The 11,918-nt window shown below is 71.5% G+C and carries 12 protein-coding genes and 1 tRNA gene; 9 read left to right on the top strand and 4 right to left on the bottom strand.

The genetic code is table 11. The features are described 5' to 3' along the window. The 8 genes from KIS93_RS65550 to KIS93_RS22855 all read left to right on the top strand — a co-directional run bounded on the left by KIS93_RS65550 (position 1) and on the right by KIS93_RS22855 (position 6,505). Positions 1-600: a serine/threonine-protein kinase gene (locus KIS93_RS65550; RefSeq protein ID WP_246005348.1), complete on the top strand. Its 600-nt coding sequence runs from the start codon at positions 1-3 to the stop codon at positions 598-600. Then, positions 564-1,628, top strand: coding sequence for a protein kinase family protein (locus tag KIS93_RS22825; RefSeq protein WP_246005349.1), 1,065 nt, complete (start codon positions 564-566; stop codon positions 1,626-1,628). The genes KIS93_RS65550 and KIS93_RS22825 overlap by 37 nt, the downstream gene beginning before the upstream one ends. Positions 1,629-1,650: 22 nt before the next feature. Further along, positions 1,651-3,090, top strand: a complete 1,440-nt coding sequence (locus KIS93_RS22830) for a protein kinase family protein (RefSeq protein WP_186404393.1) — start codon at positions 1,651-1,653, stop codon at positions 3,088-3,090. Between the two features lie 50 nt (positions 3,091-3,140). Further along, complete coding sequence (locus KIS93_RS22835; protein ID WP_222107596.1) at positions 3,141-4,241, top strand: DUF2510 domain-containing protein; 1,101 nt, start codon at positions 3,141-3,143, stop codon at positions 4,239-4,241. Between the two features lie 68 nt (positions 4,242-4,309). Beyond that, positions 4,310-4,903, top strand: a complete 594-nt coding sequence (gene orn / locus KIS93_RS22840) for an oligoribonuclease (protein ID WP_080045734.1) — start codon at positions 4,310-4,312, stop codon at positions 4,901-4,903. A gap of 69 nt (positions 4,904-4,972) precedes the next feature. Beyond that, positions 4,973-5,048, top strand: a tRNA-His gene (locus KIS93_RS22845). A gap of 199 nt (positions 5,049-5,247) precedes the next feature. Then, positions 5,248-5,430: a LuxR C-terminal-related transcriptional regulator gene (locus tag KIS93_RS22850; RefSeq protein WP_240972793.1), complete on the top strand. Its 183-nt coding sequence runs from the start codon at positions 5,248-5,250 to the stop codon at positions 5,428-5,430. 835 nt (positions 5,431-6,265) lie between these two features. Next, complete coding sequence (locus tag KIS93_RS22855; RefSeq protein WP_155129233.1) at positions 6,266-6,505, top strand: hypothetical protein; 240 nt, start codon at positions 6,266-6,268, stop codon at positions 6,503-6,505. Between the two features lie 6 nt (positions 6,506-6,511). Here the strand turns inward: KIS93_RS22855 and KIS93_RS22860 are convergent, their stop codons facing one another. Next, on the bottom strand, positions 6,512-7,177 hold the full coding sequence (locus KIS93_RS22860; RefSeq protein ID WP_080045731.1) for a helix-turn-helix domain-containing protein: 666 nt from the start codon (positions 7,175-7,177) through the stop codon (positions 6,512-6,514). Positions 7,178-7,328: 151 nt separating this feature from the next. Between KIS93_RS22860 and KIS93_RS22865 the strand changes: the two genes are divergently transcribed. Continuing rightward, positions 7,329-8,549, top strand: a complete 1,221-nt coding sequence (locus KIS93_RS22865; protein ID WP_080045730.1) for an NAD(P)/FAD-dependent oxidoreductase — start codon at positions 7,329-7,331, stop codon at positions 8,547-8,549. A 9-nt stretch (positions 8,550-8,558) separates the two neighbouring features. Here the strand turns inward: KIS93_RS22865 and lat are convergent, their stop codons facing one another. The 3 genes from lat to KIS93_RS22880 form a co-directional block, all read right to left on the bottom strand. Further along, a complete protein-coding gene (gene lat / locus KIS93_RS22870) occupies positions 8,559-9,827 on the bottom strand; it encodes an L-lysine 6-transaminase (protein ID WP_080045729.1) in 1,269 nt (422 codons plus the stop codon). Positions 9,828-9,891: 64 nt separating this feature from the next. Next, on the bottom strand, positions 9,892-10,434 hold the full coding sequence (locus KIS93_RS22875) for an HdeD family acid-resistance protein (RefSeq protein WP_080045728.1): 543 nt from the start codon (positions 10,432-10,434) through the stop codon (positions 9,892-9,894). 129 nt (positions 10,435-10,563) lie between these two features. Continuing rightward, positions 10,564-11,901 (bottom strand): serine hydrolase, encoded by a 1,338-nt coding sequence (locus KIS93_RS22880; protein WP_080045727.1) that lies wholly within the window; start codon positions 11,899-11,901, stop codon positions 10,564-10,566. Between the last annotated feature and the right edge of the window lie 17 nt (positions 11,902-11,918).

The following is an 11,918-nucleotide window of genomic DNA, read 5'->3' on the forward strand; positions in this document are numbered from 1 at the left end:
ATGTACGGTGATGGGCCATGGGGGGTCCCCGGCTACACCGAGGTGCGCGAGCTCGGCTCGGGCGCGGCCGGTCGGGTGGTCCTGGCCAGGCGTGACTACGACGGCGCGGAAGTCGCCATCAAGTACCTCAGCGACGAGCTGAGATCCGACGTCGGGTTCGTCGCCCGGTTCCGGCACGAGGCCCGGTTACTGGCCACGCTGCAGAGCCAGTACCACGCCCGGCTGATCGACTACGTCGAGGCCGGGCAGGGCGCGGCCATCGTCATGGAGCTGATCAACGGCGTGTCGCTGCGCGAGCTCCTCAGGTCCGAGGGGCCGACCGGCCCGGAGGCGGCGCTGACCGTGCTCAAGGGCTCGCTGCTGGGCCTGGCCTCCGCGCACGCGATCGGGGTCGTGCACCGCGACTTCAAGCCCGAGAACGTCATGGTGCGCGGCGACGGCACCAGCAAGCTCGTCGACTTCGGCATCGCGGTCCGCGTCGGCGACGAGGCCGGCGCCGCGGGCACGCCGCCCTACATGGCCCCGAGCAGTGGGCAGGCTCGCCGGCCGGCCCCGCCACCGACGTGTACGCGGCCACCGTCGTCTTCTTCGAATGCCTGACGGGCATGCGGCCCTTCCGCGCGCCCAACATGGCGGCGCTGGCCCGGCAGCACCAGAGCGCGCCGCCGCCGGTCGAGGAGGTTCCCGCGCCGCTGCAGGGGCTGGTCGAGCGCGGCCTGGCCAAGGACCCGGCCGAGCGGCCGCCGTCCGCGGAGGCGTTCCTGACGGAGCTGGAGGCCGTCGCGACGGAGGCGTACGGACCCGACTGGGAGGAGCGCGGACGCCGCCGCCTGGCCGCCCTGGCGGGCCTGCTGGTGCTGCTGTTCCCCAGCGCGCTCGAGGAGCCCGCCGAGACGCAGACCTCGCTCGCCGAGACGCACTTCCCCGAGCCCACCCGCCTCCTGAGCAAGCTGCCCGCCAAGATCGCCCTGGGCGCCGTCGGCGTGGGCGTGCTGGTCGCCGCCGTCGTGGTCATCCTCACCTCCGGGTCCGCCGAGCCGGTGCTCCAGGCGGGCACCAGCTCCGTCACGCCCACCACCACGGAGGCGCTCACGCCCGAGCCCGAGGAGACCGTCCCCGAGGAGACGCCCGAGGAGAGCACCGAGCCCACCCTCGACCCGACCACCCCCGACCCCACCCCGACGGACACGGCCACCGCCGCGCCGCCGGTCGTCCAGCCGACCGCCACCGCCAAGCCCACCAAGACGGCCACCCCCACCCCCGTCAAGACGCCGCGCAAGACCAGGAAGCCCACCCCCAGCCGCACCCCCACCTCGACGCCGACACCGACCCCCGAGCCCGAGATGAGCGGCGAGGTGAACGACCGCACACCCACCACCAGGCCCACCACGCCGGCTCCGACGCCGACCCCGGTCCCCGTGACACCGACCCCGCCGCGCACCACCGCCACCACCCCGTCGGAGGAGCCTGGCGGCGACGACGAAAGCCCCACCGTCACGCCCGATGAGACGCCACGGAGGGAAGCCGCCGGCGCACTGCTCGCGCTCGGCCTGGTGACGACGGGCGGCCTACCGGTCACACTTGCGGTGAGGCGCCGGATGGCGGGACGCCACCGAAGGAAGCGTTGAACACGGCCGGGGGGCAACGGCGATGGACAACCCTGGAAACGGAATCGCCGGGTTCCGGCTCACCGAGCACACCTGGATGACCGAGCTCGGCAACTGGATCGACGCCATCTCACCCGACGGCCGCAGGGCCGGCGCCCTGCTGTTCGATCCCAAGCTCATCGGCCTGCCCGGCGTGCGCGAGCGCGTCGTCCAGGCGGTCATGGCCGACCAGCGGCTCGTGCTGGCCGGGCTGACCGGGCTGATCCCCGTCGCCGACGTCGTGGCGGCCGGCGACCAGGTGTGGCTGCTCACCGCGCAGGCGGTCCGTCCCACGCTGGCCGACCTGCTCGCCGCCGGGCCGATCGACCCGAACGGGGCGGCGTCCTCGCTGGTGGAGACCGCCCAGACGCTGCTCGCGCTGCACGCGGCCGGGGTCACGCACGGCTCGGTGCACCCGGGCACGGTGGTGATCACCTCGGAGGGCGTCTCGCTGCTGTCGGAGCGCGGCCTGTCCGACGCCATCCGCGCCCAGGTCTCGCCGCGCGAACGGGACGCCGCCGGCTGGGCCTCCCTGGCCCGCGGCCTGGCCGCCTCCTTCGGCCGCGACGCGCCCGAGGCGGCCGAGCTGTTCGAACGCGTCGCCGCGACCGCCCAGACCCTGGGCCTCGGCACGGCCCGCGACCTGCTGGTCAACGAGCGGGGGCGGCTGCCCGGCGGCCGGATCAGCAGGGACGGGCTGGCCAGGGCGGCACGCGGGCGGTCGGCGTTCGCGCAGCCGCGCTCGTACGGGGCGGCGCCGATCGTGACACCTCGGGACGAGGGCGACATCGTCACACTCCTGCACGTGCCGGGCCAGTCGGCGGGCCCACTCCCGTACGGCACGGACCCTGCACCCGGGTTCGGCACGGATCCTGCACCCGATTACAGGACAGGACCTTCGACGGGGCCGCTCCAGTTCGGGCCCGGTGTCGGCACGCAGCCGCACGAGCCCGAGACGCCCGCCCAGCGCATCTGGCGGGAGGGCCGCGGCGAGGCGGACACCGTGCACCGCCCCGGCCGCCGCCCGCCGAGGGCGTCGCGGGCGCGGCGCCGGCGGACGGTCCTCGCCACGGCCGTCTTCGCCGTGATCATGGCGGGGGCGATCCTGGCCTGGTTCAAGCTGGGCAACGCACCCGACCTGGCGGTGAAGTCGATCGATGTGGTGGCGCCGAAGAAGACGCAGGGCTGCGGCAGCGCCGTGGTGATCAAGGGCACCGTCGTGACCAACGGTGCGCCCGGGGAGATCACCTATGAATGGCGCAAGAACCTGGACAAGGAAGTCGTCAAGGGAACGCTGCGCACCAAGGACGGCCAGACGTCGTACACCGTGCCGCTGAGGTGGACGTTGCAGGGCAAGAGCAACGTCAAGGCCACCGCGACGCTGCGCGTCCTCACCCCGGGGCCGGTCATCACGGACAAGGCGAGCTTCACGTACAAGTGTTGATCGCTCGTCCACCAATGCATCTCAAAGCGGTTCTTACTAATCTGGCCAGCATGACCACGCAGACCCCCGCGGGCTGGTACCCGGACCCCTACGGAGAGCCCCGGCTCCGCTGGTGGGACGGCAACCAGTGGACGGACGCCACTCACGCGCAGGAGCCGGGTCCGGCCCAGACCCAGCCGTCCTCCGGGCCCCAGCAGCCCCAGCCGCAGTTCCAGCCGCAGCCCCAGACGGGCCCCGGCTGGGCGGCGACGCCGGCGAACCCCACGGCCCAGTTCGGCCAGCCCACCTACGGGCAGGGCGCCTACGGCGCGCCCACGGCGCCCACCCAGCAGCAGCCGCAGTGGCCCGGCGGCCCGCTGCCCGGCCCCGGCTACGGCCCGCCTCCGCCGCCCAAGCAGGGCAACCCGCTGCCGTGGGTGTTCGGCGGGCTCGCGGCGCTGCTCGTGCTCGCGCTGATCGTGGTCGGCGGCATCTTCTTCATCAACCGCGGCGACTCCGGCAGCATCGCCCAGCCGGAGCAGTCCGACACGTACGAGCCGCGGCAGCCGCCCAGCAACGAGCCGCCGTCGCAGCAGCAGCCCCTGCCCAGCCAGGGCGGCCAGTTCCCCGAGCCGGTCGACGGCGTCGTCACCGACCCCCGGGCCGGCGTCTCCTTCCAGGTGCCCGACGGCTGGAAGGTCGCCGCCCCCGCCGACGTCAACAGCGGCAGCCCCACCGACCAGCAGTTCACCGCCGGAGTGAAGGCCGTCTCCCAGGAGAACTACGAGGGCGACGGCGACTGGATCGGCAACGTCTACACCGGCGTGCTGAACGAGCTCTACCCGTACACCGGCGTCGCCGGCATGGGCGACACCGCCAAGGCCGTGTTCGTGCACTTCTCCACCCAGTACTACCAGCTCGCGCACGAGAGCCAGATCGTCTCCGACAAGGCCATGAAGATCGGCGACCGGGACGGGTGGGTGCTGCAGTTCCAGCTGGACTTCTCCAAGATCTCCGAGGAGAAGGGCTACAAGTGGAAGAAGGAGAACGGGGCCATCGTGCTGATGGATCGCGGCCAGGGCCAGAGCCCGGCGATCATCTACGTGTCCGTACCCGACAATCTCGGCACCGACGTCGTCGGCAAGGTGCTCAGCTCACTCAAGCCCGCCTGACCGGTGGCACTAGGCTGGTGGGGTAACAAGCGGGCGGATTGCTCCGAGCCGCTGGGCGAGGAGATCGAATGAGTGACTTGCTGGTCTGGATCGACTGCGAGATGACCGGGCTCGACCTGAGCCGCGACGCGCTCGTCGAAGTGGCGTGCGTCATCACCGACAGCGAGCTCAATCAGCTGGACGAGGGCGTCGACGTGGTCATCAAGCCGCCGCCGGAGTCACTGGAGCAGATGTCGCAGGTCGTACGCGAGATGCACACCGCCTCGGGGCTGCTGCCCGAGCTGGCGGGCGGCGTGACGCTGTCCGAGGCGGAGTCGCTGGTGCTCGACTACATCCGCCGCCACGTGCCCGAGCCGAAGAAGGCACCGCTGTGCGGCAACTCCATCGGCACCGACCGCACGTTCATCGCGCGCGACATGCCCGGGGTGGATGCCTATTTGCACTATCGGATGGTCGACGTGTCGTCGATCAAGGAGCTCGTCCGGCGGTGGTACCCGCGGGTCTACTTCGCCGCGCCCGAAAAGCAGGGCGGACACCGTGCTCTGGCCGATATCACCGAGAGCATCAGGGAGCTGCGCTACTACCGCTCGGCCATCTTCGTGGGCCAGCCCGGCCCCGACTCGGCCACCGCGAGAGCACTCGCCGAGCGTGTCACGGGCTAAACCAGTGGCGTAAAGACTCCCGAATCCCGCTACACTTTTCCTGTGCCGCCACGACAACGGGTGGCCGTGGTGGGTGTAGCTCAGTTGGCAGAGCGCCAGGTTGTGGTCCTGGATGTCGAGGGTTCAAGTCCCTTCACTCACCCCAAGCCGAACGGCCGGTCCATGAGGACCGGCCGTTCGCGTTTTCTTCCGAGCAACCCCCCAAATCATGACAATGCGGGTTATGCTCGCTGTCTAACGCTAACGCCGGCAGCACGGGGGCCATCGGCGATCTTGACAGTCTGCGCGCCCCCGGAGGCCGGATGAGAGTCGACGACGCAGCTTTCGATAGCGTGTTCACGTCCTTGAGCAAGCGCGAGGCCGAGGTCATGGACCTGATCGCCACAGGCCAGTCCAACGGCCAGATCGCACAACGACTGTTCCTCAGCGAGAAGACAGTCAAGAACCACGTCAACCGGATCTACGCCAAACTCGGGGTCGACTCGAGGGTCACCGCCATCGGGCTCTGGCGGTCACGCCGGCAGTAGCGATCGGCCACAGCTCTCACCCACCTCCGGGCCCCCACGCCCAGCCCGGAGGCCACCCCAACACGCGCCCGCGACCCGGCACGGCCACGCTTGTTACGGCCACCGCGGACGGTCCGTCCCTGTATGGCCACCATCCACGGCGCGCCATGTGCACCACCAGGCTGGCCACCGTGCGCCTTGCGCCGGACCCCGCCGCACACCGTCCCGCCGACGCGGCGCCAGAAACGCCCGAGCCGCGACCACAGGCCACCGGGGCTTGCGTCGCGACGCCAGGACCGGCCCCCAGCGCCCCGCCACCACGCACCCGGGACCGCGTCACGGCACCAGGCCAGCCGCCGCGCACATTGCGCCGGACCCCGCCGCACACCGTCCCGCCGACGCGGCGCCAGGACCAACCCACGTCGCGGCGCGGAGACGGGCGCCCGCGTCACGACGGCCCCGCAGCGACCCGCACCCACGCGTGCCGCACAGCCCAGCACCAGGCTGGCCGCCGTCCGCGTTGCGCCGGGCCCCGCCGCACACCGTCCCGCCGACGCGGCGCCGGAAAGGCCCGAGCCGCGACCACAGCACCACCGAGCTTGCGTCGCGACGCCAACCGGCCGCATCGCGACGCCAACCGGCCCGCATCGCAACGCCACCCCGCACCCCGGACCTCGTCACGGCACCAGCCTGGCCGCCGTGCGTCTTGCGCTGGGCCCCGTCGTACGCTGTCCCGCCGGTGCGGTGCCGGGGTGGGGTCGGGCGTGGCGGTAGGGGGCCGGGGGGTGATCATAGGAGGGTGGACAGGACGCGTTTTTGGGTTGGGGCCGCCGGTGGGGTGGCGATGGTTGTCGCCGTGATGCTCGCCCTTACCGCCACCAACGTCGGTGTGATGGCGCTCTACGTCGTGCTCTACCTCGTGGACGACCCCAGGCTGCTGGTCGTGCTGGCGGCCGTCGGGCTGGTAGCGGGGATCCTGGGCTCGGCGCTGCTGGCGGGGTCCAGGGAGCCGTGCAGGCGGGGGTTCGGGATTGCGCTCACCTCCGGGTGGGCGATGGTGGTGGTCGGGGTTCCGGTGTTTCTGATGGTGTCGTGATCAGGGTCAGCCGGGTTTGATGCGGCGGCCCGTGAGGCGGGTGGGGATGATTTTGAGGTACTGCCCGCGTTCCCCGCCCACCCAGGGTTCCACGCCGGTGGCGACGGCGGCGGCGCGTTCGTCGGCTTCCGTGACGTGGTGCAGGGAGCCTTGGGCGAGGACGCTCCAGCCGCCGCGGGTCAGTTCCTCGATGCGGTCGACTTCGAAGGCCACCTTGTATTCCACGTCCTGCATCCCGGTGCGCAGGTCCTGGTCGGTGGTGCCGCCGGGTTCGGTGCGGAAGACGATGGCGCCGTCGCTCAGCCGGAAGTTGACGGGCAGGACGGTGGGGCCGTAGCGGCCGTCGAAGGCGATGCGGCCGACGCCGCCGGGCCGCAGCAGGTGGAGGCATTCGGATTCGGACAGGGTGACGAGTTCGGGGTGGGGGGAGGCGGGGCCGGTGCCGGACGGGGTTTCGGTGACCTCGCCGAGCAGGCCCTCCACGGTGGTGTCGAGGGCGGAGGCGAGTTTGGTGAGTGTCTCGCGGATGGAGGGGCCGTCCTCCAGGTAGGTGATGTAGCCGGCCTCGATGCCGGTGCGTTCGGCGAGTTCTTCGCGGGTGAGGCCGAGTTCGTCGCGTCGCCGCGCGATGCGGCGGCCGAGGCGTTCGATGGTGGTTACCTGCTGAGACATGCGGCGATCTCCTCCTTCGTGGTCACGGTAACCGCCTTTCCCCGAGGTGTGCGGGACCAGACGTTTCGGGCGCTTCCGGCACTGGGCGGGTTTAAGAGAAGCTGGTGGTGCCATTGACATCCATGAGCCCGTTGCGGGGGAAGGAGAGATCATGGTGCAGAGAGCGCGGGTCGTCGTCGTGGGGGCCGGCTTCGCCGGGCTGGCCGCGACGCGGGAGCTGGCCAGGGCGGGAGCGCTGGTGACGCTGGTCGACCGGAACCCGTACGCGACCTTTCAACCCCTCCTCTATCAGGTGGCGACGGCCGGGATGGGCACGGGCGACGTGTCGTACCCGATCAGGACGTTCGCCGCGAAGTGGCCGAATGTGCGGGCCCGCCGGGCCGCGTTGAGCAAGCTGCTGCCGGACGAGCGGCGGGTGGAGCTGGACGACGGCGGGTCGCTCGACTACGACTATCTGGTGCTCGCCACGGGCGTGACCACGAACTGGCTGAACGTGCCGGGCGCGCGGGAGAACTCGTTGCCGATCTACTCGCTCGGCGACGCGGCGGCCCTGCGGCGGCGGTTGCAGCACTACCTGGAGGACACCGCGGCGGGCCGGCGGGAGAGCACGCACGTGGTGGTGGTCGGGGCGGGCGCGACCGGGGTCGAGACGGCGGGCACACTGGCGGAGCTGCGCCGCAAGACGCTGCCGCTGACGCATCCTGAGGTGCGGCCGGACCAGACGAGCGTGACGCTGGTGGAGCGCTTCGACTACGTGCTGGCGCCGTACAAGCCGCGGTTGCGTGACGCGGCGGCGCAGGCGCTGCGCAAGCGGGGGGTGCGGCTGCGGCTGGGCTCCACGGTGGCGGGCGTGGAGCCGGACGCGGTGCTGCTGGAGGACGGCACGCGGCTGGCCAGCGACGTGACGGTGTGGGCGCTGGGCGTCACCGCGCCGCCCGAGGTGGGTTCGTGGGGGCTGGAGCAGGGCAAGGGCGGCCGGATCACGGTCACCGAGGCGCTGAACGTGCCGGGGCGGCCGGAGATCTTCGTGGCCGGCGACCTGGCGGGGCCGCCGCATCCGCTGCCGCAGCTCGCGCAGCCGGCGATCCAGATGGGCAAGCACATCGGCAAGCAGATCGCCGCGATGGCCAAGGGCGGGCAGCCGCGGCCGTTCTCGTACCGGGATCCGGGGATCATGGCGACGGTCGGGAAGGCCGAGGCGGTGCTGCAGCTGGAGAACGGGCTGACGGTGCGCGGGCTGCCCGCCTGGCTGGCGTGGATCTTCATTCACGTGGCGTACCTGCTGGGCGGGCGCAACCGGCTGAGCGTGCTGCTCAACTTCTTCTGGAGGTACGCCGGCCCGCATCGCAGCCGGGCCAGCGTCACCCAGTGAGCACCACCGTTACAGGGCGGCCGACAGCGCGGCCAGGCCGAGGTCGAGGTCGGCCTCGGGGATGTTGAGCGCGGGGCGCAGCCGTACGGACGTGGGGCCGCAGGGCAGCACCAGCACGCCGTGCTCCTCCCGCAACCGGGTCACCAGCGCGTCGCGGGTGGCCTGGTCGGGCAGGTCGAAGGCGCACATCATGCCGCGGCCGCGCACGTTCGACAGGGATTGCGGGCGCTCGGCCTCCAGCTTGGACAGCCGTTCGAGCAGGACGCCGCCGACGGTGGCGGCGCGCGCGATCAGCCCGTCACGCTCGATGATCTCCAGGAGGCCGCGGCTGCGCACCATGTCGACCAGGCCGCCGCCCCAGGTGGAGTTGATCCGGCCGCTCTGCTGGAAGACGTTCCCGGGCACCTCGTCCACCCTGCGGCCGGCCATGATGCCGCCGACCTGCACCTTCTTGGCGAACGCGACGATGTCCGGCGCCAGCCCGAGCTGCTGGTAGGCCCACGGCGTGCCGGTGGTGCCGCCGCCGGTCTGCACCTCGTCGAGGACGAACAACGCGTCGTGCTCGTGGCACAGGCGCTGCATGGCCTGGAGGAACTCGGACCGCATGTGGTTGTCGCCGCCCTCGCCCTGGATGGGCTCGGCGATGAAGCAGGCGATGTCGTGCGGGTGCCGTTCGAACGCCGCGCGCGCCTGCGCCAGCGCCCGCTCCTCGGCGGCCTCGACGTCGCCGAAGTGGATGGCGGGCACGTCGATGCGCGGCCAGTCGAACTTGGGGAACCGGTCGGTCTTGCCCGGCTCGGTGTTGGTGAGGCTCAGCGTGTAGCCGCTGCGGCCGTGGAACGCCTTCGTCAGGTGCATGACCTTGGTGCCGAGGTCGCGGGAGCGTCCGGCGGCCTCGTTGCGGCGGCTCTTCCAGTCGAACGCGGTCTTGAGCGCGTTCTCGACGGCCAGGGCGCCGCCCTCGACGAAGAACAGGTGGGGCAGGTCGGGGTCGCCCAGGACGCGGACGAAGGTGTCGACGAAGTCCGCCAGGTGCTCGGTGTAGATGTCGGGGTTGGCCGGTTTGTTGCGGGCCACCTGGCCGAGCAGGCGGGCGTGGTCGGGGTCGAAGGGCGGGTTCACCCCGAGGGGGGCCGAGGCGAAGAAGGTGTAGAAGTCGAGGTAGCGGCGGCCGTCGCGGGCGTCGACCAGCCAGGAGCCGTGGCTGAGCTCCAGGTCGAGCACGAGGCGGTAGCCGTCGACGAGCAGGTGGCGGGCAAGGCGGGTGTGTACGTCCATGGCACCTCCACAGTGGGTGGAAGCCTGGCATTCCTCTTGCGGAACACGGCTATATATTGAAAATTTACGGCACACCTGCCTTCGGCGTGAAGTTCTTCACCCGTAGCGACAGCGCGATCATCGCGATGCCGTACAGGACGGCGAAGGCGCCGATCAGCCAGACGAGGCTGAGCAGGCCGGCGCCCGGCCAGATGAGCAGGAGTACGCCGAAGATCACTGACAGCGCGCCGCCGACGATGAACATCCACTCGTTGTCGATGAGCTTGCGCAGGTGGATGCCCGCCACGATCTCGGAGACGCCGGTCAGTATCGCCCAGAATGCCACGACGTAGAGCAGGGCGAGAGAGGTGATGCCGGGCCAGACGAACGCGACGATGCCGGCCAGGATGCCGATGACGCCGGAGGTGAGGAGCCAGGCGCGCGAGCGGGTGCCGTGCCGGAATCCGGCGAACAGCGCGAAGATGCCGCTGACGAGGGCGTACGCGCCGAAGAAGGTCACCAGGACGAGCAGCGTGATGCCCGGCCAGATGAGGGCCAGGATGCCGAAGATGACGGCCGCCAGGCCCCTGATGAGCAGCAGCCACCATGTCCGCGAGAGTTCCCCCATGCTGGTCTGCTTTCCGGCTTTTGCCCGGAAACAGACCAGCAGTGGGTCAAATGTCGGCGATCAGCCCCAGGCGACCAGGCCAGGTGAGCAGGCCCGGGCGACCAGGCCCAGATGATCAGGCCCAGGTGATCATGAGCCCTTCACCAAACCGAAGGCGGCGCGGACCACGCCGAGCTGCTCGTCGGTCGTCTGCGGCTTGAGCGGCTTGCCGGGGTCGGTGGCCATGGTGGTGACGACGTACGCCTTCCCCTCCGGCGTACGCGCGAGGAAGCTCAGGTCCGACACCCCCGGCTCCGACCCGCCCTTGAACCACCGGACCGGCCACCGCGCCGGGTCCAGCCCGACCCCGGCGTCGTTGATCGACATGATCTCGCCGATCCGCCGGTCGCCCTGTTTCACCAGGCCCGCGTACGCCCGGCAGACCTCCTCCGGGGAGGCGTACCACTCCAGGGAGCCCAGCTCGCGCGGCTCGGTCCACATGCCGACCTTCGACAGCGGCACCGCGGCCACGACCTTCTCCAGGTAGGCCCGCTGCTTGGCGTCGCCGAGCGAGAGGTACCGCCTGGCGTGGCCGGGGTAACCGGCGCCCTTGAGCACGAACATGTCGCGCGTGGTCAGCAGCGGCACGTTGCGCTCGTCGCGGACGCCCCACGCGCGCATGGTGCGCTCGACCGCCTTGCGGCCCACCTTGTGGATCAGCAGGTCGGTGGCGGTGTTGTCGCTGATGGAGATCATCAGCTTGGCGGCCTCCAGCACGGTGACCTGGCTGCCGTCGGGGCGGTTCTGCAGCTCGCCCGACGGCAGGCTCTTCAGCTCGGACTTGATCGTGAGCTTGGTGTCCCAGCCGAGGGCGCCGCTCCTGACGCGTTCGGCCACGGCGCCCAGCACGTACAGCTTGACCATGGAGCCGAGCGGGCGCCGCTCGCGGGCGGCGACGGCGTGCGCGGGGCGGCAGGTGCCGTCGGGGGCGAGCTCGGCCGCCAGGAAGCCGGCCTGCGGGGAGATGGCGCGCAGCCGCTCGTCCAGCTCGGCCCAGGTGCGCGGGTCGGGCTGGGTGAACATCAGGCCGACCAGGAGGCCGGCGGCGTCCACGGTGATCACGATGTTGACCGACTCGGCGCCCACGGCGGCCTGCGCGACCAGGTACCCGTTCTTGGAGGACACCACGCGCTCCAGCCGGATGCCCTTGAGGCCGGCCAGGGTCTGGTTGATCTGCGCGGGCGGCACGCTCTTGAGGAAGGCGGCGGTGAAGTGCCCGGACAGCTCGCTCTCCGCGACGGGCGCGCGGGTGGCCGCGTCGAGCAGCCAGCCGAGCTGGCGTCCCGCCGGAGTGCCGGGGATCTCGGGCGTGGCGGCGATCGGCGCGTTTGTGGTGCCGGCGTGGACGGGCCCGCCGGCGCAGGCCGTCAGGGCGATCGCCGCCGCGGCCGCCGCGAGGACCCGCACGGGCTTCGACGGAGTGTGCATGACGAGGGCTCCCTTTC

The sequence above is a fragment of the [Actinomadura] parvosata subsp. kistnae genome (assembly GCF_900323885.1).
GTDB classification, from domain to species: domain Bacteria; phylum Actinomycetota; class Actinomycetes; order Streptosporangiales; family Streptosporangiaceae; genus Nonomuraea; species Nonomuraea composti.